This is a genomic window from Nocardia sp. NBC_01329, assembly GCF_035956715.1.
GTDB lineage: Bacteria > Actinomycetota > Actinomycetes > Mycobacteriales > Mycobacteriaceae > Nocardia.
Map to the genome: position 1 here is coordinate 4415377 of NZ_CP108381.1, position 26272 is coordinate 4441648.

Annotated in this window: 19 protein-coding genes and 1 pseudogene; 1 reads left to right on the forward strand and 19 read right to left on the reverse strand. The window is 65.1% G+C overall.

Annotated features, from left to right (window positions below; genetic code table 11):
* Window positions 1-49: 49 nt before the first annotated feature.
* From OG405_RS19970 to OG405_RS20035, 14 genes are all read right to left on the reverse strand, one after another.
* Entirely contained in the window at window positions 50-391 is a 342-nt protein-coding gene (locus OG405_RS19970) for a helix-turn-helix domain-containing protein (RefSeq protein ID WP_327147993.1), read from the reverse strand.
* 15 nt (window positions 392-406) lie between these two features.
* Complete coding sequence (gene eccE, locus OG405_RS19975) at window positions 407-2119, reverse strand: type VII secretion protein EccE (RefSeq protein WP_327147994.1); 1713 nt, start codon at window positions 2117-2119, stop codon at window positions 407-409.
* Window positions 2116-3468, reverse strand: a complete 1353-nt coding sequence (gene mycP / locus OG405_RS19980) for a type VII secretion-associated serine protease mycosin (protein ID WP_327147995.1) — start codon at window positions 3466-3468, stop codon at window positions 2116-2118. Before mycP ends, eccE begins: the two co-directional genes overlap by 4 nt.
* Window positions 3468-5003 (reverse strand): type VII secretion integral membrane protein EccD, encoded by a 1536-nt coding sequence (gene eccD / locus OG405_RS19985; protein WP_327147996.1) that lies wholly within the window; start codon window positions 5001-5003, stop codon window positions 3468-3470. The genes mycP and eccD overlap by 1 nt, the downstream gene beginning before the upstream one ends.
* Window positions 5000-6574, reverse strand: coding sequence for a MinD/ParA family ATP-binding protein (locus OG405_RS19990; protein ID WP_327147997.1), 1575 nt, complete (start codon window positions 6572-6574; stop codon window positions 5000-5002). Before OG405_RS19990 ends, eccD begins: the two co-directional genes overlap by 4 nt.
* Window positions 6575-6603: 29 nt before the next feature.
* A complete protein-coding gene (locus OG405_RS19995) occupies window positions 6604-7440 on the reverse strand; it encodes an ESX secretion-associated protein EspG (protein ID WP_327147998.1) in 837 nt (278 codons plus the stop codon).
* A 69-nt stretch (window positions 7441-7509) separates the two neighbouring features.
* Window positions 7510-7830 (reverse strand): hypothetical protein, encoded by a 321-nt coding sequence (locus OG405_RS20000; protein ID WP_327147999.1) that lies wholly within the window; start codon window positions 7828-7830, stop codon window positions 7510-7512.
* 38 nt (window positions 7831-7868) lie between these two features.
* Entirely contained in the window at window positions 7869-8240 is a 372-nt protein-coding gene (locus tag OG405_RS20005; protein WP_327148000.1) for a hypothetical protein, read from the reverse strand.
* Between the two features lie 45 nt (window positions 8241-8285).
* Entirely contained in the window at window positions 8286-9629 is a 1344-nt protein-coding gene (locus OG405_RS20010) for a PPE domain-containing protein (protein ID WP_327148001.1), read from the reverse strand.
* Between the two features lie 17 nt (window positions 9630-9646).
* Complete coding sequence (locus OG405_RS20015; RefSeq protein ID WP_327148002.1) at window positions 9647-9970, reverse strand: hypothetical protein; 324 nt, start codon at window positions 9968-9970, stop codon at window positions 9647-9649.
* Between the two features lie 96 nt (window positions 9971-10066).
* Window positions 10067-13972, reverse strand: coding sequence for a type VII secretion protein EccCa (gene eccCa / locus OG405_RS20020; protein WP_327148004.1), 3906 nt, complete (start codon window positions 13970-13972; stop codon window positions 10067-10069).
* Window positions 13973-14082: 110 nt separating this feature from the next.
* Window positions 14083-15624, reverse strand: a complete 1542-nt coding sequence (eccB, locus tag OG405_RS20025) for a type VII secretion protein EccB (protein WP_327148005.1) — start codon at window positions 15622-15624, stop codon at window positions 14083-14085.
* A gap of 129 nt (window positions 15625-15753) precedes the next feature.
* Window positions 15754-17511 carry a type VII secretion AAA-ATPase EccA gene (gene eccA, locus OG405_RS20030; protein WP_327148006.1) on the reverse strand — a complete coding sequence of 586 codons (1758 nt, stop codon included), beginning with the start codon at window positions 17509-17511 and terminating at the stop codon, window positions 15754-15756.
* A 687-nt stretch (window positions 17512-18198) separates the two neighbouring features.
* Window positions 18199-19155, reverse strand: coding sequence for a C40 family peptidase (locus OG405_RS20035; protein ID WP_327148007.1), 957 nt, complete (start codon window positions 19153-19155; stop codon window positions 18199-18201).
* Between the two features lie 198 nt (window positions 19156-19353).
* On the opposite strand from OG405_RS20035, the gene OG405_RS20040 reads away from it, so the two are divergent.
* Window positions 19354-20520: a hypothetical protein gene (locus tag OG405_RS20040; protein WP_327148008.1), complete on the forward strand. Its 1167-nt coding sequence runs from the start codon at window positions 19354-19356 to the stop codon at window positions 20518-20520.
* Window positions 20521-20639: 119 nt separating this feature from the next.
* On the opposite strand, the gene OG405_RS20045 is transcribed toward OG405_RS20040, so the two are convergent.
* From OG405_RS20045 to OG405_RS20060, 5 genes and pseudogenes are all read right to left on the reverse strand, one after another.
* Complete coding sequence (locus tag OG405_RS20045; protein WP_327148009.1) at window positions 20640-22727, reverse strand: hypothetical protein; 2088 nt, start codon at window positions 22725-22727, stop codon at window positions 20640-20642.
* Between the two features lie 46 nt (window positions 22728-22773).
* Window positions 22774-23829: a hypothetical protein gene (locus tag OG405_RS20050; RefSeq protein ID WP_327148010.1), complete on the reverse strand. Its 1056-nt coding sequence runs from the start codon at window positions 23827-23829 to the stop codon at window positions 22774-22776.
* Window positions 23830-24441: 612 nt separating this feature from the next.
* A pseudogene (locus tag OG405_RS29280) lies at window positions 24442-24675 on the reverse strand (hypothetical protein); the annotation flags it as partial.
* 6 nt (window positions 24676-24681) lie between these two features.
* Window positions 24682-25104: a hypothetical protein gene (locus OG405_RS20055; protein WP_327148011.1), complete on the reverse strand. Its 423-nt coding sequence runs from the start codon at window positions 25102-25104 to the stop codon at window positions 24682-24684.
* 131 nt (window positions 25105-25235) lie between these two features.
* Window positions 25236-26258, reverse strand: a complete 1023-nt coding sequence (locus tag OG405_RS20060) for a hypothetical protein (RefSeq protein ID WP_327148012.1) — start codon at window positions 26256-26258, stop codon at window positions 25236-25238.
* Between the last annotated feature and the right edge of the window lie 14 nt (window positions 26259-26272).

Here is a 26272-nt window from a genome sequence, read left to right on the forward strand (position 1 = left end):
CGTCCGAGAAGCTACCGACTCCGCGTTTGCGCCCGCAGGACGCATTCGACTATCTGACGAAGTACTCGGGCGGAACGTCGAATACCCGGGCCAGCGCGATGATGAGATCCAACCGGGGAATCGCGTCACCGTGGATGAGCCGGTACAGCCCGGACTGCGATACCGGCACATCCGGGTACGCCAGCTCCAGGTGCTGCGCCAGCGAGTACAGCGTCAGAGAGCGGGTCGACCCGTCCTCGGTGGAAACGACCGACTCGGAGATCAGCTCCGAGAGCCGGCTGGAGAAAACAGCCGCCGCCGCACGACGAGGTGATAACTCGTCTTCGTTGCCCGAGTGCTGGATATCGCCATCCTCCGCCTGGGAATCCTCCGTTACCACAGTGAATGACATTACCGTCCGTCCGAATCAAGGGGTACGACGCCCGGCCGGCCGCGATACCGGGGTTGTCACCCCGGTATTAGACAGAGGCGCATAGACCTGCGTCTGTGGCTCGGTGAAGTCGAGATAGCGGGTTTCGCCACGCGGTTCGATGAGATTCACTCGCACCGTCCGCATGGGAATACTAACGTCTAGCACAGAGTCGCCGATCTGCTCGATCGACAGGTCCGCCGAACGGTTCCGGCGCCCGCCCGGATCGCTGATCGATACCGCGGTCGGCGCGGTGGAGCCCTGAACCGGCACATGGTCGAATACGGCGATCGTGGCCTCATTCGCTCCTCGCTCACCGGTTTCGGATTCGCCGACGACCCAGAGCGACCGCGGATCACCGACCGCGGCGACAAGGGACTTCCAATGCTGCGGTCGGCTCGTATGCACCTCCACATCCGCTCCGACCACGGTCGCTCGCAAGATGATCTGCTGGGCGACGGGCAATTCGGCGTGCACATCGATCGAGCGGCGACGCGGATTGTATCGGGCAGGATCGAAGAGGGGCATGGCCAGCCGATGTCGCGGCTGTCCGCTGATGGAACCGAGGATCTGGCCGTTCGGGCCGATGGTGACGGCCAGTTTCGCAGCGGCCTCCTCGGGCGCGGCGGCCACGGCCCGCTCGTCCCGGGTCAGATCGCGCACCGAGGTACCGGTGGGCAGTGTGGCCATGAAAGCGGTGAGCTGCTGCCCAGGCAAGCTGCGCAAGTAGTCCGGGAGTGCGTCCTCCATCGCCGGACCGACGTACCGGACCATGGCCCGTGGCCCGTCGTGTAGTTCCGACAGGCTCACCACCAGCGTGGTACGACCGTTGTTCCACGTCCAGCAATCGTCGAGCGTGACATCGTGTAGCTCGGACCAGTCGATACCGAAGCTGGTCACGACCCGCCCCGGTACCGCGGTGGAGAGGCAGTGCCAAGCCTCCCGGACCTCCGGCAGTTCGATGCCGGAGTGCAGCACGGAAAAGGCATCCACCAACGCCTCGGCAGGCAGAGCGTGCGCGGCGACGCCGCGTTCGCGCAGCCGCCCGGCGATGCGGTGGGCCGCCGTGGCGAGAGCTTTGGGGCCCACCACCGCGCACGGTCCGCGTTTGGCCAGCACCGGCAGGTTCCGCACCTGATCCAGGCGCACCACCAACCAGGTAAGCCGGTTGCCCACCACCGGATTGGGCCCGATCAACTGGTCGTAGAGCATGCTGTAGCTGCCGGCGGATCGAACCCGCTGACCGGTGGTGACGATATCGATATCGACAGCTACTCCGTACTGGTCGAGCATCGGCAACAGGGTTTCCACCCGGACCGTATCCTCGGTGTAGACCGTGTGTTCGGCGATCACGGTAGGCAGATCCAGGTTCGGCGCCAACTGGATCACCGCGATCAAGGTGTCACCATCGGCCCGGATTCCACAGACCCCGGCCGGTACCCGGATATCGCGTACCTGGTCCGATCCGGACAGGCCCCCGGCCCGGGATGCCCGTCCCATCTGGTAGCCGGCCCGATCCAGTAGCCAGCGCACCGGCGTCCGGCCCCGCAGTCGAACGGTCACCGCCGCGATCACGAAAACCACGACGATCGCGCCCACCCACCACGGTGCTTGGCCGCTCAACGCCGCGATCACGACACTGCCGCCCACCACGGCACACGCGAACGGCCCCCGCTCCACACCGGCAACCCGCTGATCGGGCGCATTCACCGTGCCCTCCGTTGCGCACGGCCCCAATAACTCACACCCGCACCGAGCAGCACCGCCACTACGATAATGATCGCGGCCGCCAACCCCGGAAGCCGATCCTCGGCGCGCCCGGCCGGCGGCAGATCGAGAATTCGAGCCTGGAACAGGCCCGTCGGCGGTTCGGGCGGGGTCCGGTAGCTGAGCGCGCGCAGCGGATCGACCACCCCCGCTCCCACCGCGTTGTCGATACCGCGAGCCGGCGCGTGTGCGCTCGCCTGCAGACGAGCGCTGATCTCGCCGGGGGTCTCATTGGGAAATCGGGACCGCAGCAACGCCGCGACCCCGGCGACATAGCCCGCCGCGAACGAAGCGCCACCGACCGGTACCAGCTGATCGGGTGCTCCGACACCGTTGATCAACCCGCCACCACCGGGGCCGAGCGATTCGATCCCGGTACCGGGAGCCGCCACCGACACCCAGGGCCCGGTGAGCGACTCCTCCGCGACCGTCCCGCTGACCGTCGTGAACCCGACCGTCAGTACGGCCGGACTGAACCATCCCGGTGTCGAAATCGTCTGGACTCCACGCCAGTTCCGCGGGTCCCCCGGACGGCCCGGGTCGATCCCGGGGTTCTGCCGGCAATTGCCGTCCGTATTGCCGGCGCCGGCCACGATCAGTGAACCCTTCACATGCACCGCGTATCCGACCGCCGCCTGCAGCATGGCCTGGTCCACCCCGGCGTCCGCGGCGAGACAGACCGGTACCGACACCACGATGACCCCGGCCCCCTGGTTCGCGGCGCGGGTGATCGCCCGTGCCAGGTTCCGGACCTCCATGGCCGACTTTTCACGCTGGTCGGCGGATGACCGCTGCAGCCGGAACGCGCCCGATCGGTACCGGATCGACACGAGCCGCGCTTCCGGAGCGACGCCGCTGAACGCGTCTGCGGGATCGGCAGCGGCGCCGATGATTCCGGCAACCAGGGTTCCGTGGGCATCGCAATCGGACAGTCCGTCCCCGCCGGCCGCGACATAGTCGCCACCGCCGACCAGATTCGGCAGTCGCGGATGCGGCGATACCCCGGTGTCGATGACCGCGACGGTTGTCCCCGCGCCTCGGCTCAGCGAGCGTGCCCGACCCAGATCGAGCGCGAGTTCCGGCGGTGGCACCCGCGACACATCGCTGTCCGGCAGCACACCCGCTGCCAGACAGCCTTTGTCCTGCTCGGTCGGCCGCTCGGGCCCGGGCGGATCGTCCGGCGGCGGCGTGCCGACACCCACCTCCGGCGGCTCCACCGCCATGGCGGGCGCGGCGCTGGTGCATATCACCAGGCCGGCCAGTGCCGTGATCGCCGCCCTGCTGATCTTCATCAGAGCCCCCGCATGGCGGTATAGACGCCCATGATCCAGAACGCGATGACCGGCACGACGAGGATGAGCAGATATTCGATGAGGTCGATCACTCGTCTGGTCACCGGGGTCAATCGTTTCCCGGGCAGCCGAAGTGCGGCCACGCAGGCCCCGCACGCCGCAGCAACCACGAGGATCACGACAGTCAGACGCGCGAACGAGCTCTCGTAGTGGCCGACCAGAACTGCGCCGAGCCCCAGCACCACGATCGCGGATCCGATGACCAGCGCGAGCGCTTGAACACGGTCCGGATACCAGCGCGAGCGCATCGCCAAGAGCCCGGCCACTGCCGTACCCATGATGATCTCCCTGATACCGCCGGGGCTCACCACAGCGCAGATCACCGTCGCTATCGCCAGCAGGGCAGAAACAGCGGTGATGAGGCCGCGCAGGCTGGTCACCGCCAACCTTGCGCGGCTCTCGATTCCCACCGCGTTGTTCTCTCGCTGCCCGGAGTCGTCCGGTGCCTCCGCATCGGTATCACCGTCCGATGTCGAAGCGGCGTCGAAAATATCGGTGAGCGTGCCCGGGGACACCTCACTTCCCGGGTCCGGCAGATCGGGAGGCCGGATCCGGGCGATCGCCACCGCGATACGCGGCGCCAGGGTCAGCAGGATGAGTCCGACGAAAACCGCACCACCGGCGACCTGCCGGACCAGCAGATCCAGATAGGTCAGTGGTATCACCGCCATGGTGATGACGACGCCGAGTCCGGTCACCGCCATCAGCGTGGCGATACCGGAACCGGTCACCCGCATCGTCGCGGCCATGGCCACCGCGACCACCACCGCGCCCGCCGCGATATTCGCCGGCGCGAGCGGTCCGGGTTCGCCGTGCGCCGGCGGCACCAGCATGGCACTGCCCGCGAACAGCAACGGCACCGAGGTCAACGCCAAACCGAGCGAGATACGTTCCGCCGCGCCACGATTCCGGGCCGCCAGGGCACTCCCCCAGCACACCACCCCGAGCAGCAACGCCGGCAGCCCGCACCACACCATGGACCCGGTCTGTGTCCACATCCACGACAGCATCGTCGCCGATGCCACCGCACCGACGCCGAGCACACTCAATCCCACGATCGCGGCGGTATCGGCATCGAACTCCGCGAACTCGCGTTCGTTGATCAGCGCGAGAGCGTCGGTGATGTCCTCCACGACGGGGGTGAACACCTCGGCGGATTCGACGGTGGTCAGCATCAGGGCAGTACCGTCGACGATCTCGTGATCGGCAAGACTGCGCCAGCGCGGCATCGGCTGCTCACCCGGCCGGGCCAGGCTCCACTGCCCGGCGGGTGGCGTGAAGTCGATCTCCTCGTCCTCGATCGCCGCCGCGAGGACACTGACGAGATCGTCGATGAAGGTCTCGATGGTGAACCTGGTCGGCACCACGACGTCCACCTGGTAGCTCGATACCATCACGGCGATACGCGCACGCGCGACCTCCGCCGACGCCGTCCCTCCGCCTGCCGAAGGGGGAGCCGGCTGAACTGTTGTCACAGCCGCCCTCCGGCACCGGCTGGTCCGACCTCGTAACGGGGGAAGTCATCGGCGAGACCGGCGGCCAATTCCTCGAACGCCAGAACCGTCTCTTTGTCCAACAATCTCAAGTCGACCTCACCGCCTTCCGCCAAATGCGTATCGAATGGTAACCGGCAAGTCGGCCGTTGCGCACTCGCGAACAGTTTCTCGATCGCGGCGACGTCGACGGTGGGTTTGACCGGATGATGGTGCACGATCGCGACCACGGATGTGGCGATCAGATGATCGAAACCGTGCGAACTCAGCCAGTTCAAAGTGGCGACCGCACCGGTGACTCCGCCCACGGTGGCGGGGGTTACGACGAGCACCGCGTCACTGGTTCGCAGAACGGTGTCGGTCACCGAATCCAGCACACCGGTCCCACAGTCGACGAGTAGCAGGTTGTAGTGCCGGCGCAGCGTCTCCACGCCGGTGGCGTATTCGTCGCCCGAGAGCGCGTCCGAGGCGTCGCTGGTCCAGGGTGAGGCGATAACCGCCAGATCCGCGGCGTTGACCGCGGTATAGGCATGTACCGCCGAGAAGGAATCCAGCGGATGTGCTGCGGTGGCCAGGTCCCGCAGGGTAAGCCCGTAGGGATGGCGGACTGTCCGAGTGGACAGGTCACCGAAGTCCGGGTTGGCATCCACCGCGGCCACGCGGTCGGGCCGCAATTTCGCGAAGGTGGAACCCAGTGCGGCCGCGGTGGTCGTCCGACCGACGCCGCCCTTCACGCTCACCACCGCGATCTGATACGGGGTGGTGAGGGGCCGGCGAATCCGGTTCCGGCGATCCTCGGCGCGCTGCTCGATCGGCGACAGCCCGAAACTGAAACCGACCTTGTTCAGTGCCCCCCGGACCCCGGAGGAGGATTGGAGATGCGCCTGACGGACCGCGGCGATATCGGCCAGGAGCTCGGGTGAGGCCAAAGCCGGCGGGAGTACGGAGATCCGATGGTCGTAACGGGCTATCCGATCCGGGACGCGTGAGGTATCGACGTTCGAAGCGCCTTGCCCACCGGCGTGCGTGAAGCGGTCACCCGTCGCGGCCGGGCGTTCCTGCCCCGGCGCTGCGGCGGAGTGAGCTTGTTGCCGCTCGGCCGATGCGGCAGTGGCGGCCGGGTCGGCCCACTGTCCGAACCTGTCGGTGGACGATGTGGGTGCGGCGCCGCCGGACGCACCTGCGCCGTAGCCCGGCCCGGCCGTGGGTCCCTGGGCGGGCCCCTCTCGCTGCGCGCCGACGTCCGATACCGTTGCGGTCGAACCGGGCCCGGGTGTAGCGGAGGTTTGGGGCGGAACAGGCGGGGGTACAGGTGGTGCAGGCGGGGACGGTGGTCCGCCCGCACCCTGCGGCGGTGGTGCGGATTCCCTGGGCGGCTGCACAGAGGCCGCTGCCGAACCGTGCTCGACCTGTTCCGCCGGAGCGGCACCGGTGACGTTCGCGCCGACGCCCTCATCCGCACTCTGTTCGACCTGCGCGAAATAGGCGTTGTACCCGCCCTGCGCCAAAGCCGACGTAGTCGGATGGCCGTTCGTGGTCGATGCTCGGTTCATCTTGATCGTCCTCTCGTCGAGCAGGGACGCTACGGTGCGCGGGACGTATCGAACCAGCTGCGCCCGGGCAGCAACTCGATTAAGGCGTCGATACCCGCCTCGAGCGCCGCGTCCTCACCGGGCCGGAAGGTCGACCAGATCTGCCCGTCCATAGCAGTGCTGGGTGTGACAACCAACCTACCGGACAACGTATCGAGCACGCTCACACACATTTTCGTATCGAGGGAGCCTGCCCCACCGTCATGATGTTCGATCATGACGACCTCGGTGCGGCGAACCGTCTCGGTCAACGCCCGGGTGAGCACACTCGCGGTGTGTGGCGCAGCACCGAGCTCCCGCCACGCTCCACGGGCCGCATCGGGATCGGCGGGGACCTCGTCCAGGTCCGCCGTGGCAACGGTCAGCGGCTCGAAGTTCAGTGCCGGGTAGCCACCCAGAGCCGACTTCAGCGCCGCCGCCAAGGTTTTCAGTTTTCGTCCTTGGTGAAATACCGGCTGGATGACGACGTGATCGTCACATCGGATCGCGAGCACGTGGCTTTCACCACGGCGTACCAAGGACATACGCAGCATTGTCGCATCGTGGCCGGCCACGCCGTTGTCGATGATCCGGACGACCAACTCCATATCCGGCCGGTACAAACAGTGCAGCCATCGCACCACCTCCGGGTGCACTCGGCCGTCGTCGACGATCCCGGCTTCGGTGAGCTGCTTTTCGACGACGATACGTACCCGGTCCCGGTCCTCGATGTCGTAGATATTCGGCATGAGGGCGAGAACGAGTGGATATGAGTCGATGCCGACCATATTCTGTAGAACAAGGGCGGCATCGACATTCAAATCGACGGAGACCGGGTCAGCTTCCACATCTGTTTCCCACGCGACACTCTCGGCGATCCCGGGCCGGGTAGTGCCGAGAGATGGTCATCAGCGCGATCAGATCCCTACCTGCAGGAACCGGTGGCCTTGTTGGGTGTCGGTCTGCTTCATCACACCCTGGTCACCGGCCACACGCACCACGGTCGCCTTCAGATTCTCCAGCTGACCCTGGAACGTATCGATCCTGCCCATCAGCTTTTCGATCTGCGCGTGCCAAGCGGTAGCGGCGTCATCCTGCCCGCCGTCGCTGGTGAAGCTGCCCTTCAGGCCGGTCTCCAAACCACGGAGATCACCGTTGTTGTTGGTGATATTCGTGCAGATCTGACCGAATGTCAGGGAGCTGGATTCGACACCCTGATAGTTGTACTTCATTGCCATGGTTCAACACCTTCCTTCGTTTCGAACCGACTCCGATATCAGATACCGGTGAGATTCACTCGCCCCGTCGAAGGCGAGATGCTGTCGCCCGACACACTGCTCGTGCCGTCCAGGCCCCAGGCATTCGCGTTCTGGAGCTGAGCGGCGTTCTCCATATCGGACACATCGATCTTGATGCCCGTGTCCTGGAGGGTCTCGATGATCTCCTGCAGCAGCTGGGAAAGCTGTTTGCCCGCCGTATGCGCGGAGTTCATGGCCTGGGCGATCTGGTTACCGGCGCCCGGGCTCTGGACGTAAGCTGCCAGCTCGTCCTGGACGGCCAGCATGCTCTTCAAATAGCCTTCGTGATTGCCCTGGAGTCCGAGCGCGCTCTTGGCCGCCGGGATGAGGACCTCGGGATCCGCTTCCATGGTTTGTTCCTTTCCGGAAGTGAACTACTTCGAACTCGGTGAGGCTCACCGCGAACGTTCTTGTGGTGCCACGGGTTCCGTTTCGTCGAAACGCTCCAGAACACCGACGAGCAGGTCGTCGTCCGCGACGGTCTCCTCGTACAGGTCGTCGTCCTGATACTCGATGATGCCGATCTCCGGCGGCCGCTCCAGTACCGGAACATCCTGGTCTTCGCCGGGCAGAAAGACCTTCGACTTCGACTTCTCGTCACGGTCACGGCGCCGGCGCATCCGTCCTGCCGGAGCGCTGACCCCACGGCGGGGGGCAGCACTCCCGGCCGGCGTAGGCGAGCCGGTACCGGCACCGAATGCCTTACCGGCAGCCGGTGACCAGTTCGACGGCATCCGGAACCCGGTCGCGGATCCGGACATGTTGCCCACTCCACCCTGCACCATCCCCAGGGCGACCAGGCTGCCGATACCACCGGTCATGCCCGCGAGGGTGGGCGAATACGGAGAAGTGCCGTAGAACCCGTGCTGTTGCAAGCCACTGGATTGCGAGTCGCCCAGCCCCGGGTCGGCCAGTGAATCGTTCATCGACGACAGGGCGTGGTCGACTTCGGATATCGCCTGCTGCGCCTCGGAGCTTCCCGGTGTCTGCGTCACATCGGTGGGCTGGGTGCTCGACTGTGTCAGGTCCGAGCCGGTCGAACTCGTATCGGAGGGCATTCCTTTCGGAGTCGCCGGCCCTGTCTTCGGCGGTCCGGCAGGAGGGCCGGAGGGAGGGCCGGAGGGAGGGCCGGAGGGAGGGCCCGTCAGCAGGTCAGTCGACACACTTTCCGGCCCACCGGAGGTGGTGATCTGCGGAGGCGGCAGTGGCTCGAGAGCGTTGAGACTGGCAACCAGTGCCAACGATTCTGCCTCGTACGCGGCCATCGTCGCCGCGGCCTGGGCCCACATAACCGCATAGGCCATCTCATTGGCGACGATCTTCCCCATCGTCAGTACGCTCGCTCCCGTGGAGCTGGTCGCCGCGAGCTCCAACGACAGTTCGACAGCGTGCGCACGGTTCGCCTGGATCAGCCAGAGTGGCGGCATGGCAGCCCATGCCGCTTTGTACGCCGTAGCGCCACCCTCGGCCAGAACGGAAACTTCGCTCGCGACGGCCGCCTGTGTCCGCAACCAGTTCGCGTGCTTACGAAACGCTGCCTGGGCCAGGTTCGAGGAATCGCCATCCCAGTTGAGCGAAATTTCGTTCGTCGATCCGTCCGATCCCTCGGCAGCCAAGGACAGCGCTTCCGCCATACCCGCATACGCCGCGGCAGTCGTCTCGAGATGTATAGGCCCGGGACCGTACAGCCGGGCCGAGTTCACCTCGGGCGGTAGCGCGAGGTAAGACCCCAGGATCATGACACGGTTCCGTTCGGCTAAATGGCGGCGAGTCCGGGCAGGTGGCCGCCGACCTCGGCGCCGCCGTGCCCGTCGGTGGCGTCATAGTCGGTGCTGACCGGAACGAGCACCTCCGCGCCTTGCAGCCAGTACCCGACGGCCGTCGCGGTCGGGGTGTAGAACCGGGGCTCGTACGCGCAGAAGCTCGCCGCGAGCTTGCAACTGACATCGTCACTGGCGGCGGGCGTGGGCACCGACGCCGTCTTCGATGCCCCGATAACGGCGGAGAGGGCAGACTCCTCCACACCTAGCTTCGCAGCAATGACCGGGAGGTACTCGGTGAGGATAGCAATGGAAGTCATCGAAGTCTCCATTCGTCCGATGCCGACTCGGCAGGGAAGTCGTACACCAGAAACGCTAGGCTATTCCCACCCTTGGATGGCAATCGATCAGGCGGGTCAATTGTCGGCCGCGGACCACGCTCCCTGCACCAAATCCTTCCGGGAATACAGTGGTTCGACGAAGATCCCGCGTCCGGGAGGCTGTTTCGACGCCTTCACATCGCCGATCAGGATGCCGTCGAGCCTCGAGCCATCCATTACGAATCCGGACGAGTTGATGTTCTTCATCTGACCGAGGACTCCGTCGTACATCGCCGTATCCGCCTGAGCGATATTGCGGGCCGCGATGATGTGCATTCCGGTATCGCGCCCGTCGACGATCAGGTCCTTGATCGGATCCAGGGGATTCATCATTCCGCGCTGGGCGACCATGTGGTAGTCGTCCACGACCACGAACACCTCCGGGCCGCTCCACCACGAACGCTCTCTGAGCTGCTGTGACGTCACCCCCTGGGGAGGCCGCCGAGTTCGCATTTTGGCCGCGAACGGCGGAAGGCCCTCTTCGAGATCCCGCGCACTGGTCAGATAACCGATCAACTGTTCTTCGGGCAACGCGTCCATATGGTGTCGGCGATAGTCGACCAGCAGCACCTTCGCCTGTTCCGGCGTGAATCGGGACCGGATCGAGGCCAGGAAGGCCGCGAGCACCGTCGACTTCCCGCATCCGGAGGATCCGAGCACGATCATATGTGTCGAGACGCCGAAATCGACTGCCGCGGGGCTCAGATCGGACTCACGAACGCCGAACGGCACCACCAGCCGCTCCGCGAGTGTCGTAGGCGCCGGAATTCCGGCCATGACTTCCGCCAAAGTGATCTGGCTGGGGAGCAATCGAACCTCGGGTGCGCGCCGGCCGGCATACGTCTGATTCAACTGTTCGGCCGCGGCGACCAATCCCGCTCCCGCCGTATCCACGGTGCTGTCTCCGTCGATACGGGGCAGGGCAGTGAGCATATGCAGCGCTTCAGTGGAAACGCACCGGCCCGGCCGGTTCGGTGGAATGGACGCGACGACACCCCGGTTCGTGGTGAACGAAGTATCGGCGAGGTCGCCCAGCCGCATTTCGAGACGCGTCTGCAGCAGATCCTTGATGGCCGGCCGGATCGCCGCCCACCGAGAACTGCTCACCACCAGGTGCACGCCGTAGTTCAGTCCCTGCAGAGCTATGGCCTCCATGACCGGGATGTATTCGTCGTAATACGGTCCGTTGACCGCGAATCCGACGTCCCAGCCGTCCACAACGAAGAACACGTCACCGTGGTGGTCGCCCCAGGCGCCCAGGTCGGCCGTGCCGCGGGGTGTGGCACGGCGGCGCCGGAACTCCCGCATCGTGTCGATTCCCAACTCGGCGAACAGGGTTTGCCGACTCGCGATCAGGTTGTTGATCAATGCGAAAGTACGGCGCACCCGATCGCCGTCCCGAGCCGTGGCAACGGAACCGACGTGCGGAAGATTCCGTACCCCGGACAGGCCTCCGGAGAAATCCAGACAGTAGAACTGCACCTGTTCGGGGGTGTGAGTCAGCGCCGCCGACAGGATGAACGTCTGTAGTGCGGTCGACTTTCCGGACTGCGGGCCACCGATCACCGCCACGTGCCCGCCGGCTCCGGACACATCGACCGCCCAGACATCCTGGCGCTGTTGGCGCGGTTTATCGATCACCGCCAATGGGAGGCGCAGCTCCCCCGGCTCCACAGATCGGATCAGGTAGTCCAATGTGGGAGGAACGCTCAGCGGCGGCAACCACATCTTGTGGGCCGGCCGGCCGTGCCGCGCGAACTGCTGCAGCGCGGTCTCCATCACAGTGACCGGGTCGTTCTCGTTCTCCACCTCGGGCTCGACCACCCCGACGGGTTCCACTGGTTGCGCCGGGCGGATGTCGGCAATGAACGACGCGGTGAACCGCTGCGGCGGCCGGTAACCGCCGCCGGGCCGCCGGGCCCGCTGGGCGCTCACCGCGGACGCCTGCGCCGGTGGCGAATACGGTCCGCCGACATAGGCGGCCTGGAAGCGCTGCAAATCGCCCGCCCCCACCCGCAGATAACCGGATCCTGGCTTCTTCGGCAGGTGGTAGGCATCGGCAGTGCCGATCGCGTCGCGTGAGTCGCTGGTCTGGTTGGTCCGCAGGGCGATCCGATAGGAGAGGTGCGCTTCGAGCTCACCCATCCTGTTGGCCGGAACCTTCTGCGACGAGAGCAGCAGATGGATCCGGAGCGAGCGGCCCAGGCGCCCGATCGCCACGAACAGCTTCGCGAAACTCGGATGCTGCTCCAGGAGCTCGGCGAACTCGTCGAGAATGATGAGGAGGGTGGGCAGCGGTTCCAGCTGCGCCCCCTGTTCCCTGGCACGTTCGTAGTCGGCGACGTTCGCGAAGTTTCCCGCATCTCGCAGGATCCGCTGCCGTCGACCCATCTCGCCGTTGATCACGTCCTCCATACGGGTGACGAGATCCGCTTCCTCTTCCATATTGGTCACCACGGCGGTCACATGGGACAGCCGATCGAACCCGAGGAAGGTGGCGCCACCCTTGAAGTCGACCAGCAGCATATTCAGCACATCCGGTGAATGTTCGGCCACCGCCGACAACACCAGCGTCCGCAGGAATTCGGATTTTCCGGAGCCGGTGGCACCGATGCACATACCGTGCGGCCCCATGCCTTCTTCCGCGGACTCCTTGATGTCGAGGTAGACGACCTGACCGGTCGGGTCGTGCCCGACGGGGATGTTCAGCCGGCTCCGGTCGGCATCTCTGCGCCGCGGCCATTGGATGTCCACCCGGACATTGCCGGGGTCGACGATCCCGACCATTTCCTCCCAGGACGTTCCGACGCTGGCCTGTTCGGCTGCCACCGCCTCGACCACCGTAGACAATCGATAGGGTGAGATCTGCCGCGCGAAAGCGGACACCTCCGGTATCGACAGAGTGTCCGCCGAGCCGACCAGCCGCCGCCCACGCGACGTCAGCTCGTGCAGCGCCCGTTCCTCCGACACGGTGAACCGCAGCGATCGCGGCAGAACCTGTTCGGCGAAACCTATTCGCAGCCAGGTGCACCCATCGATCCCGGAGATATCACGCTCGGTGGCCGCCCCGCCCACATCGACGATCAGCAGATAGTGCTTCTTGTCCAGCGAGGGCTCGGCGTTGGCGGAGAAGGGACCGCGGTTGAGGCGGGCCAGCGCTTTCGTTCGCAGCTCGGCGACACTGCGATACACCATCCGGCCCGAGCCGATGGCATCGGTGTCCTCGGGATGCTGCGTGTGGGGCAACCATTTCAACCATGACCACTGTGGTGCGTCCGGTTCGGTCAACACCGCGGCGATACCGACCTGATCGGGACCGTGCAATACCGTGATCTCGGCGATCATCGACCGGACCAACCCGGCCACCTGCACGGAATCACCATCCAACCCGACCAGCGGCGTGGACAGCAGATTGATGGCCACCGGCATACCGCCGACTGTCGAGTACGCCTTGGCGAATCTGGTCAGTTCGACGACGCCCACCGGATCGAGGTCGGAAGTCGGCGCGGCTTCGGGCACGATCACCCGCACCTGGTTGGCGATCCGCCCACGCCCTATCCGGACCCGGAGGTACTGCGGGCTGGCGACCTGGACCTCCCACATCCGCTTCCCACCGATCAACCGCCCGAGTCCGATCGGGCCGGGATGGGTGTAGTTGAGGTACTGGTGGAGCTCGGCTTCGGACTCGTGGACGGTCTTGCGGTTGTCGGCGATACTTCGCAGATAGTCCTTGCGTTCTTCGTTGAGCCCCGCCGCCGTGCTGCTCGCACCACCGCCCCCGCCCATACCGCCGGTGAGCATGCCGAACATCGACACGACCATCATCAGCGGGAAGAACAGCATCATGGGCGACATCTGGCGGCCGCCGGTGAACATCATGGCGACCATGCCGATCATGGCAGTCACCATGATGATCGGCATGATGACCTTGAACTTGGACATCGGTACCGGCCGTGGCAGCTCGGTGGGTGGCTGCAACCGTAGCTCTGTCACAGCGGGCGCCGACGGTCCACGCACCATGCGAGGCGGTCGGACGAAACGTTTGGTAGCGGTCACGATGTGCCCCCGCTGACCTGAATGCCCTGCAGATTGGTCGGAATTCCGTCGTGCTGGATCAGTGCGTCTTTCACCGACAGCGCCGGACCTACCGCGAACAACGACACAACACTCCACGGCGCCGCGACCGGAGCGTAGAGACCAAGTGCTCGTAATGTCATGTCCGAGGACGCGGCCTGGCCGGTAGCTATATCGACCCCGTAGCGCACCCCGCTATCGGAGATCCAATACATGGATTCCCGCAGCGGCGATCCGGGTTCGGCGCCGGTGACCTGGACGAACTTTCCGGTATCCCTGGGTAGATAAGCCGCATCGGCGGTGTTGCCCCGCGACGCCGGCGCGGTGACCAGGTTCACCGTGCGCTCTTGCTCTTCCTTCTCCAACGGCAACTGCCGGCCGATCAGCAGTCGGGTGTGCGCCTCCGGATCGCTGCCGGTCCGCGACCAGTGGTAGCAGGTGATGCCCTGCCGTACCGGGTCGATGATCTCCACCGGTTCCGTCGGGTAGGTCGCGGTCCCCGGCCAATCCCCCGGTCGCAGGTTCGCGGCTGCCATATCCGGACTGATGGTGCTGGTGGCCACGGCACCGTGGGAATCGGCGTTGCGCACGATGGCAGCCAGTACCGGGCTTATCCGGATCAGACCGGTGCTCGACACCAGATAGTAGGTCGCGGGCCGGTCCGGGGTGGAGACCGTAACCACCGAACCGATTACCACATCGAGCGCGGCGTTCAGCGAAATCGTCTGTCCGGCTCCGGGTACCTCCGGCACCGTGATGGGAGCCACCTCGGGAATGGCATCGATCAGGCCCTTCGAGGCGGCGACGACCTTCTTCGTGGCGTCGATGCCCAGCGCCAGCATCACCGGCGATTCGGCCAGGTTGACGGCGGCTTTCACTACCCCCTGGACCGAGTCGTTGTAGACCAGCCAGGTGGTGTTGTCGCTGCGCAGCAGTCGCGCGTCACGGCCTGTCAACTCCCGCACGGTATCTCCGTCGACCGTGAGGGGACCACCGATCGCGGTCGTGTGCACAGCGGATCGGGCCAACGTCGGCAGTCCGGTGCGCGGGTTGACAGGTGCGGATGCCCCGGTGCGAGCGGTATCGCAGACCGACCACTCCGAATCCTTTTCTTCCTTGTCGACTATCTGCCCGGGCGCGCCGGGGATCCCCACCCACGGACCGCGCGGGAATTTACCGATCTCCGCGCCCGGCACGTCTTGGGGTTTATCCGGGGAGCCGACGATGAGCCGGGCCGAAGTGAGGTTCAGGGCCGGATGCAACCGTCCGTCGATCTTCACGTACAAGGCGCTGGTGTCCTTGTCCGCGATGATGGCCGAATCGCCGACCGGTTTGGCCGGTTTGAAGAAGGCGAGTACGGCCGCGCCCGCCACGCCCACGCAGGCGAGGACTACACCGATCATCAGCGCGGTGGACCGTCCGCGCTGCGGATCATCGATCATCGATGCGTCGCGACGTACCAGTGCGTGCTCGATTCGGTGCAGCAGGAACCGCCAACCCGAAACCTGGTGTTTGGTCACCACCCGGAAGCGTGCCACCGGTACGCGCCCCTTCCGCCGAACTCGGCCACAAACTAGCCGTAGAAGATGTACCCGTGAGCCGTCACCATTCCCAGAACTGGGAATTACGAAAAACGGGCAGCGGGCGAGCTATCGCGACGCGGGCGCCAGACCGGCCAGCGCGGCGGTGATATCGAAGGCGTCGACGGTCATCAACTCCTCGTTCGTCATCGCCGCGATATCGACCTCACCGCGGGTGAACCGGAAGTCACGTTCGGACTCGGCCGCTTCCACCACATTTCGGACGAATCGACCGTTACCTGCGAGATCGATCAACCGCCGACCGTTCTTGCTCTGCTGGGACATCTCCAGACAGCGATCACGCAGCACTTCTCGCGCCTGATCGGAAAGAATGGAATCCTTCTTCCCGGCAATGTGGTCGGCGATCTGGACCAGTTCGTCCGGATCGTAGCTCGGGAAGCGGATCCGCTTGGTGAATCGTGACGAGAGACCGTCGTTGGATCCCAGGAACCGGTCGATTTCCTCTTCGTACCCGGCGATGATCACCACCAGCTTGTCGCGATCGTTCTCCATCCGAGCCAGCAGCGTGTCGACAGCCTCTTTGCCGAAAGCATCTCCGCCGGACAACCCCTCCTGGATCAGGGTGTAGGCCTCGTCGATGAACAGCACGCCCCCGAGGGCGGAATCGATCAGGGCATTCGTTTTCGGCGCTGTGTGCCCCAGGTGGGTGCCGACCATATCGTTGCGCGACGCCTCGATGACATCGGCATTCTCGACGACGCCGAGCCCGGCGAATATCTTGGCGATCACCCGGGCGATGGTCGTCTTACCGGTGCCCGGCGGGCCGGAGAAGATCAGGTGATTCGATCGCGAATCCACCGCCAGCCCACGTTTGACGCGCACCTGGTCCATGAGCACACCGGATTTCAGCCGGTCCACCTGCTCTTTCACCGAATCCATACCGATCTGCGCCTGCAGCAGTTCGGATGCCTCGGCCAGCTGGATGTCCCGCTCTTCCTTCGCGGCGTTCGCCGCCACCTCGGCAGGATCGTCACCCGATGCGGGATCCCAGATGTCGACTCGCGAGGCGATCACCGCCGGCGTGGTGATCCCGAGCCGGAAGTTCTTGTCTTTCAGGGCCTGCTGCCACTCAGGACGATCGGGCCACAATCCCGAGCCCTGCAACCCCTTGAGGATCTTGTCGGCGGCATCGAGGTCGCCGTTGTGGCGCAGGATCATGCCGAGCAAGTAGTGGGCATCGGCCCATATGTAGGAAAGGTTGCCGGAGCGGCTGTCCTCCACGATCCGCTGTGCGCGTGGCAATGCCTCGCCGAAACGACCGAGGTGCGCCATGGCACCCGCGGTCATCAGCTCGGCCGCGATATCGAGCAGGCCGTCCTCGATCACCGGTTTGGCCGATCGCGCATCGATCACGTCCGGCCAGCGACCGGTTCGGTAGTACAGTGACATCCGGGCGAAATCGGCGACGTCGTCGCCACGCAATTCATCGAGTATGGACGCCGCTTCCTGCCATTCACCCCCATCGGCATACGCGGACGCCTGCGCCACGGAGATCTGGTCCCGGTCGGCCATGGCGACCCGGAGGCCGTACATCCCGATCTCGACCTGACACCACAGCGCACGGTCGACCAAACCGGCCCGCTGCTGGTCCCGGTACAGGTTGTGCACCGACCGATAGGCGCCGTAGATCACTTCCGGGCTGATATCACCAGCCATCGCCCGCCCTAGCCAGGCATCGCACATATCCGGATCGAGATCCGTCGCAGCGGTGAAGGCTGCCCGGGCGCTCTGCTCGTTGCGCGCTCCACCGGAGACCAACCCCAAACTTTGAACACCCGTGTAGAACGCGTCTTCGGCCCCTGACACCTCGGACATCCCTTCCGCCGCTACTAGCTGAAGTGCACGATAAGCCACCGGTCACACAAGCAAGACGGAAGGAAGTTCCCCCTCTTGGGAAGTACCGGAAAAACCAGCTCGGCGACCTCACGGCAATCGAACGATAAGCGCGATTCCGGCAGTCACCGGGCACACGAGAACGTCAGCAGCGTAACGCCCGAGAGCCTTCCGTCTACTCGGCCGGCCTCCCCCGGCGCCTCACCCGAAAAGCGAGGCCGCGCATCTCGCCCCCCATACACATGACACCCGGAAACCGGTTGCACTCGAGGACCATTCGACGCAAGCGAAGCGCCGCTATCCAACGGTTCGTAAACTGTCGGCTAACCGTCCTTCGGATCGCTCGAAGGTCGCATCGCGGTGGGCTTATGGACAATCTCGTGACCAGCGCGAGAACCATAAGAAATTGACCAGTCGGCTTCATTTGCCGCTATTGAACGGCGCATTATCGTGTGGTACGTTATTCAACAGATCGACGGTTCCCTCATCCCTGTCGATCTAGCAACAGGTCGGCCGGTGGAAACAGCGAGCCACCGGCCGACCGAACTCTGCGGAGCTCTACGCGGTAATGCGTTGGATTGCCTGCAACCCAGCCTCCAACCGATGCGGTTTCCGTACCCGGCGAACCACATGAGGCCGTGTGCAATTCAGTTCACACCACTACATCACCCGCACGACAACAGCGTTACCCGGCATCTGCGAGTACTTGACCGTCGACCCGGAGTACGGCGCCTCGATGACCATCCCGTTCCCGGCCGCCAGCTGGACGTGCTCCGGCCCTCGCGCGCTGAAGGACTCCGCCGGGAACACCAGGTCACCCGGCCGCACATCGCGGGAATGAACACGCTCACCGGCGTATATCTGCTCGTATGTAGTTCTCGGGAGAACGACATCACCGTTGGTTGCCTGCGCCACCGCGTACTGGGTGAGTCCGGAGCAGTCGAATCCGCCGCCCGACGGGCCACCAGCGCCGCCACCGCCCCAGATGTACGGAGCCCCCAGCCAAGCATTCGCCGCCCCGACCGCCCGCCCGCCGGCGGTGCGATCAGAGGGAATCCGAACCCGCGGGCGGCGGGGTTGCTTCGACACACCCATCACATACCGTGGCCGACGACGGCGCCGACGACGGCTCACCGGCTCCGCCTTGTGCGCCCGGGCTCGGGGCGCGACAGGCGGCATGATCCGGGCGGCCTGTTGCCGCGCCGCGTCCACATCCGCATTCACCTGTTTGGTGGCGGTGGTGATCGTGTTGTGAGCCGATTCGAGCAATGCGGGCCCGCTGAAACGAGTGTCCGCGATCGTCGCGATCGCCTGGATGCGGCTCCGCAGATCCGCGATCTGGTTGGTGAGCGCCCCTCGACCTGTCAACGTTCCACTCCCGGATTCGAGTGCCGTTCGCTGCACGATCCCGTCGCGGCCGGTCTGCGTCTCGGTGATAACCCGGTGCGCACTCTGCAGATTGGTGTAACCGGTGGCGAAACCACCGGACTGCATGCTGATATCGGCCGCCAGCGACTGGGACAGCGACGCCATCGCCCGCTCCGACGGCTGGCCGTCACCATACAGGCCCAGCAAGCCGCTGAGCACACTGTTCACATCATCGGTCAGTGTTGGCATTCGACCGACTCGCTCTCGCTGATCATCGACCACCTCCCGGCTCCGGACTTTTCCAACTTCGACGGCCCGGCCGCCGGTCCCCTGCGCGGGCTGTTTCGACTATGCGGTAGCGAGCCGCGATTTGGTTAACGCCCATTCCCACATCCGGGAAGACAAGACAATGAATTCGAGAAGTCTCAGGAAGGTGGGTGTCCGCGAATGGCGACCGGCACAGCCGATATGCGCAATCTCGAGGTCCGGACCGGCGCTCGCGACGACGTCGATCCCGCTGACCCCCGGCCCAAAGACGAGGTCTTCGGTCGTGAGGTTCCGGAGCGTCCGGATCCTCTTCCCCGGCCCGACCCCGAGCCGGCCCCCGAGCCGCGTAAAGAACCGATCGATGCGAACGACCCCAAGGATCCCGGCGACCCCAAGGATCCCGGCGACCCGAAGGAACCCAAGGACCCGGATGCTCCTGACGATCCGGTCCTCGAACCCATCAGCGCGACAGACCCGAAAGACGAATTCGGCGACAAGGGCAGCGAAGGAAGGTACTGGACTGTCGAGCTGGAGCCCCCGGCGGGCGCTTCCGAAGGGCTGGTCTCCTTCATCGCCATGGCCGAGGCCGCAATTCAAACAGCGGTCGATCTCCTGGGCCGGGGCATGCCGACGCCACCACCGAAGGTCGACGAGCTGCTCACCCCTACGGTCCGGAACACACTCGGCAAGGGGAAGGCCGAAGAGGCCTACCAAGATACCCTCACCAAAGTCGAATCTCAGCAGACCTCACTGCTCATCATGGACAATCAGGTCATCGATACGTCCATCGTGATGGCCGGGGAGCAGGATCAGACCCTACGTTCGATCATCGATATCGTCGGACAGCTGAAAGAAGCACTGGGGTCGGTCGGGGGCGCGAAGCTCAAACCCGAGCTGGAGATCAAGATCATGGATCTCGTCGCCCGTGCGGTGGAGCTCGTGTACGACAAGGTCACCGCGGTCTCCGACCTCAGTTCGCAAATGGCCGGGGAATCAGGCGACGAAGGAAGCTCCGGGGGCAAAGGCAACCAGAATGCCGGGGCCCCGGGCGCAGGAGGCGCGGGAGCCGGCGGCCTCGGCGGGCTCGGCTCCATGCTGCCCATGCTCGCCATGCTGCCCATGTCGCTCATGCCCCTGGCCGGCATGTTGCCCGATCTGCTGAAGCCAGAGGAAAAAGAGGGCGAGGAAGACGAGGACGAAGCTCCCCCCGGCGAGCCTCCCCCGAAACCCATCGATCCCACCGCGCCGCCCAATGGCGCAACTGCCCCGGCGGACCAGCCCGGGCCCGGCGATCCTCCGAAGCCGGAAGACAACCAGAACCAGGGGGCACCTCAGGCGCAGGCCTGACGCCCTGTCACGGCTACCGCACGACGACCCCCGACTTCTCACCCCAACACGATGGCGTGCTCCGGGTAATACCCGGAGCACGCCATCGTGTTGTCAGTTCCGATGCATCGTCCCGCGATTCACCGGACCTCCATCGTGGCCGGAGGTGCCACTGTCGGCGGCGCCGCGGGCGCGGCAGGCGGCTGAGCGGTGCTCACGGCAGGAGGCTCCGGGGGCGCCCCAGCTGCCGGCATCTCGTTCGTACCGCTGATATCGGCGCCGCTCGGGTGGAAGAAGCCGCGGAATTCGCCGTATCCGCCTTGTCCGCCATCGGGCGGGTTGTGCGGATCCAACGGCACCAGTTCGCCGTTGACAATGGCCTGCAGACCGGCATCGGTCACGACCACGAGAGCGGACCGGTTCTCCCACTGCGCGATATCGCCGGTGGCGACAGCCGTACTCTCCACCGAATTCCACGGACTGCCCGCAGTAGCCTCGCCGGCAGTGCCCTGGTAGGCGGCCCGCGCGTCGCTGCCGTTCGGGTTGTTGAGTTCCTTGTTCATCGCTTCGGCGATCACCGAAGACACGCGCTGCGTGGACCCGTCGGGCAGCTTCATATCGACCATGGACTTCGGTGTGTTCTCCGCAGGCGGTGGGCCGGGATCCGCCGGCGCGGGGGGTGCGGTCGAAGCGGGCTGAGCCGGGGCGGGCGGTGCCGCGGCCGGGCCGGGTGCCGGGGCGGCCTGCGGGCCTTCGTCCTCCCGCTCGCGCTCTTCTTCCTCCCGCCTGTCGGACTCGTCGTCCTTCTTCTTGGTAATCTGCTGCATCATCTGACTCATCATGCTCATCATCATCATCGGCATCATCATGCTCATCATGTCGCCGCCGCCCCCGGCTGCAGCAGGTGCTGCGGCCGCGTTCTGACCCGAGCCGGCATCGCCGCCACCACCGGTGATCGCGTCACGGATCGGTTTGAGCAATTCCTCCAGCGGCGAGGCGCCGGTCTTCTCTTCTCCACCGGATTCCTCCCCTTTCTCGGCCGGGGATTCTTCCTTACCGAACAGGTCTTCGTAGGTCTTACTGAAGTCCTCTGTCGCGGTATCTGTGTTCGTGTCGGCAGGCGGGGGATTGTTGTTGCCGGCAGGCGGCGGATTGTTGTTGCCGGCAGGCGGGTTGTTGTTGCCGGCAGGCGGGTTGTTGTTGTCGGCAGGCGGCGGATTGTCGGTGTCGTCAGGCGGCGGATCGTCGTTGTCGACACTCTCGGCCACTCGCTGGAGATTTTCCTTCGCCTTGGCGTACTCCGTCTCCCAGTCCTCTGTGGCTGTCTCGATATGCTGAACATAGAATCGATGCTCCGCCTCGGGAGTCAGTACGAAGTAACCCTTCTCGGAATCCGGATCTTTCTCGTAGAGCTCGAATCCCACACTGCGTTGAGGGTCATCGTTATAGATGATCTTGTCATCGAGCTGAGCGTAGTTCTCCAGCGACGAGAGGTCCTTCTTGAGATGCTCGTTGAGTGTGTCCTTGATCTCCACAAGTTTCAGAAAGGTTTTATCGCGTTCCAGGTCGGACTTGAAGGCATCGGCGTCGACGTTCTTATGCTTTTCGTCGAACTTGGTCTGCCGCTCGGTCAGAGCACCGTTCAGATCATTGGCCCCATCCACAATCTGCGCCCAGCCTTCGGCGGACTCGACTCCGGTACCGTCGAGCTGATTACTGAAGCCGGGTGCGGCTTTCGGGTTACCTGCGCCGAGCGTGTCGAATCCCGTCTGCATCGTCCACTCGGTGTCTTTGATGAGCGCTTGCAGGTCCTCACTCGCGCCCTGCGGCCGGTGGAGGGCAACCCCCGCAAGCATGTCACCTTCGGGAGCCAGCGGAGTAGTTCCGTCCTCGTCTTCGAATTTCGCTTTGTCCGCTTCCGTTTCGTCTTCTGTCAGATTGTTGACATAATTTTTATATTCATCACTGTCCGGACCTTTATCGATCGCGTCCAGAATTGGTTTGTATTTGTCGTCGTCTTTGAAATTTCCAGCCTCGTCTATGAGGCTTTGTTTTGCATCGCCGTCCATATCTTCGACGGCGGCCGCGAACTCCGTCGAGTCCAATTTTTCGAAACGCTCCAACCACCCCCCGACCTTGCCGTCGTCGACTTCGTTCCCGCCCCACCAGCCGTCTTCGTAATCATTTTCGATGTCGTTGGCAAGTTTGTTTCCATCGCCTTCGGCCATCACGCTCTCCTCTGTTCACCGGAGTCCGATGCTCCGCGCCGGGCCTTCAGTAGTCGGGCGATGGACGGAGAACTCCGCCATGGCCTGCGGAACGGACAGCGTAGGAGCCCACTTCGACACCTCTGTCGCCCTCGAACTGCGGAACGGCCCCATCGAGGTCGGCCGCCACCGCCACCCGCGCTGCCGCCGGGAACTGAGGGTGTTCGGTGATCTGGCCGTAGGCATAGAGCACATCGCGCAGTGTCTGCCGGTCGGGCTCGCCCGCTGCCAGCAAGAACAACAGTTCTTCGACGCGACGCTCGAAAACTATGGCGCGGCGAGCTTCTGGTTCCGGTACGTCGCGACGAACCCCAACCGAGCCAGAGAAATGATCGACCCCTGGTAACGGCATCGCAGCCGGCACACCGGTGGCGGGGCCACGTTGTTCCTGCCAGTTCACCGGTACAGAACGGCCGGCGGCCAAAGCCTCGAGAATCTGCGGCCGCCACGCACGACTGGCGGAAATCGACAGGTCCGAAGCGGATCCAGCCGCACGGACCCGCTCATCCGCATCCCGTGCCAATTCGATGCATCTGGCACGAATTTCCGAATCAGGCACCGTAATAGCCTGTTTCAGCGACTCGGCCGACCCCGCAATCGCGAGCCGGTCGGCAAGCCCGGGCGCGGGCGACCCGAAGTCGACAGCGGACTGACCGGCAGATACTCCACCCTCGAGTGCCACATCGTCTCCGAGTGCCGCACGCAGATTCTCTGAGATCGCTGCGGACGACACCAACGCGGTGATCTTCATGCGGGGGATCAGCACGCCCAGCTCGGCAAGCATCCGGGCAGGTGCGGCTGTGCCTTCCATACGTTGAAAGACTCGGCGCGCAACCCGCCCACCGTCCCACTTCCACGGGATCGTGACCTCAGACGGCAGAAAGAGTCCCGGCGGGAGCCAACCACGGCCCTCGTTCGATGTCAGCAGCACGACAGGACCGGCCTGAGTCCGCAACACCGCAGCGGCCCACTCGAGACCTGGCGCGGAGTCTCCGGTGGCGGCAAGTGTTGCGGCCAGTAATGTGCGGACCAGCAGGAAGTCGTCATCGACGCGATCACCCACCACGAGAGACGGTAGGGACGAACGATTCCCTCTTGCGCTTCGCGCGGCAGCGAGCGGGCCTGCGGCCAGCGGCTCAGGCATTCGGGGCGCCGCGCTCGCACCAGGAGTCGACGATTCGTTCACGGCCGCGGGCGAGAACGGTGGTGTGAAGGTCGCGGCAACCGTAGCGGCAGCGCTATGCGCCGGTGCGGCTGCGCCGACAGGCGGGATGGCGCCCGTGCTCGGCATACCGGTAGGAGGAGGTGGCGTCCCCGTAGACGGTGCTGCCGGTGCTGCCGGTGCTGTAGCCGCGGCCGGGACGGGGGCCGGGGCGTATATCAACGGCATCGAAGCAGGCGGTGATGCTGCCGTCCGGCCGGCAGCATCGATTCCGGGGAGTGCGGCCCGCGCCGCAGCGGAACTACGCCCGGGGTCCGTCCGACTCTCATATGGTGTGCCCGGGCCGGTGCGCACCGGCGGTCTCGGATCCACAGGGCGGGGAGGCGCGGAACCGACGGGACCCGCGCTGGTCGAACCGACCGGAGTGGGATTGCCGAAACCACCAGCTTGCTCGACTCGGCCACCACTATCCTTATCGGTGTCCTCCATCGCGCGCGCCGCCGCGAGCAAATCGTCACGCGTCCGCTCATGGGTGGCGGCCTGCCGTTCCGCCTTGATGTAGCGCCGGTTGTAATAGTCCACCAGTGCTTCTCGCACGGTATCGGCGATCGTGCCGTGCGAGCGCTTGTAGTCGGCGAGCCAGTCATGCGGGATCTCACCCCATTTCCGGACGGCTATCGCACGCCTGTGGTGCTGCCCGGCTATTCTGCGAAGCTCCTCCGGTTCCAGATTCAGGTAGTTGGACATTCCTGATCAGCCCTTCCCGCCACCCATCTCTTCATTGTTCTTCCTTCTCACCGGTGGGGACCAGCGGACCTCGTCGGTCCCGGCAGTCCCGGACCACCGTTCCCGCATGACCTCTGCGAGCGGTGGTGGCCGATTGCTGTCGTCGTTCATGGAGACGTGATACTGCCGACGCGCATCGTCGGAGCTCTCCGTGATGGCTGCCATGATTTCGGCGACCAACTCGGCATTGCCGAACCGAGCACAGGTCCCGGGCGCCAGATAAAGATCTCGCAGCCTTCCGAAGGCGTCGACCTCCGGAATCACGAAACCGCTGGGAGACGGCCGTCTGGCGACAATTCGGTCCGCGCGCTCGCGGAATTCGGCCACGCGGTGCCGCATCTCCCGCGCTGCGTCGAGCGCGACCTGCACAGTCGGGTGGACTTCTCTCATGTGACCCTCACTCGTTCACGCTCCGACCCCGGCGCATTGCCGCCCGCCGACCTGCACTGCGCCGGGCTCCCTCCCCGGTACCCGGCACCGGCCGCCGATGGTTCGCTGTCGAGCATCTGCGGACCAGCCCCCTACGCGGCGTTCCAGAAAGGCGTGCCATAGACATTGAGCTTGTCGATGCCGTGGGTATTCGAGAAGCCGAGGCCGATCGCCGAATACCGCCAGCCGGCACCGCTCGATTCCGCTGCTCGCGCGAGCGTATCGACCCCATGGGTGGTTCCGTGATGCCGGGACGCGAGTTCGCGCGCAAGTCCGGTCAGGTCCTCGCGCCGCCCCGCTCCCATATGGAGTGTGAAGACCGGCTCGCCCGCACCGCGTGCACAACAGACAAAGTATCGATGCTGATGTAGTTCGGCTGCGTCGGCGCCACACCGGACGAGCTCGGAGAGCAGCTGCCAGGCAGGGTCCCCGAAATAACGAATCAGCAGCATAGGCACGGCGACGTCGTAACGCCGGGCCCGTAGATAGACCTTGTGGTGTACTCCGCCGTCCGCATCCACCTCGAGTGCGAGAAATGCCTGTTCGAACAGCTTCTCGTCCTCAGGAAGGGAAACCAACCCGGCGAACCCGGGCCACTCACTGCACAGCCGAGTCAACGCCCCGGGCACAATATGCGGAAAGCCATATACTTTGAGCCGGATTGCGTGATGCGGTGCCGAGATATCCTGGACGACCCCGATCCACGTGGCGGATCTGTACCGTCCGGTAAGAGTTGCGGGTTCCGGATACAGCGCCGATATGAACGACCACAGCATATCCGTAACCGTCTGGCCCCCACCGGGCAACCACGCGACCAGGTCCCGGATAGCGTCTCGTTGAGCCGCCACGCGAGTACCGAACTCGGTCTCCTGCGTCGCGGTTTCAGTGGTGTAACGGATGGCGGGCGTCAGGTTTCCGCGCCCACCGGACACACTGGCCTCGAAGGGGACCCCGGAAGCCGTCAACCCGCAAGCACGGCGTCCATCCGGCGCTCGGGCCTTCAGCTGACCTCCGCAGGCACGGCCCACCATGGCCCGGATAGGTGCCGGGTCGCTGTCCGGTGACAATCGGCCGACCACATCGACGAGGAAGTCGGCGGCGAGCTCGGCTGTCACGACCAGCCGGCCGG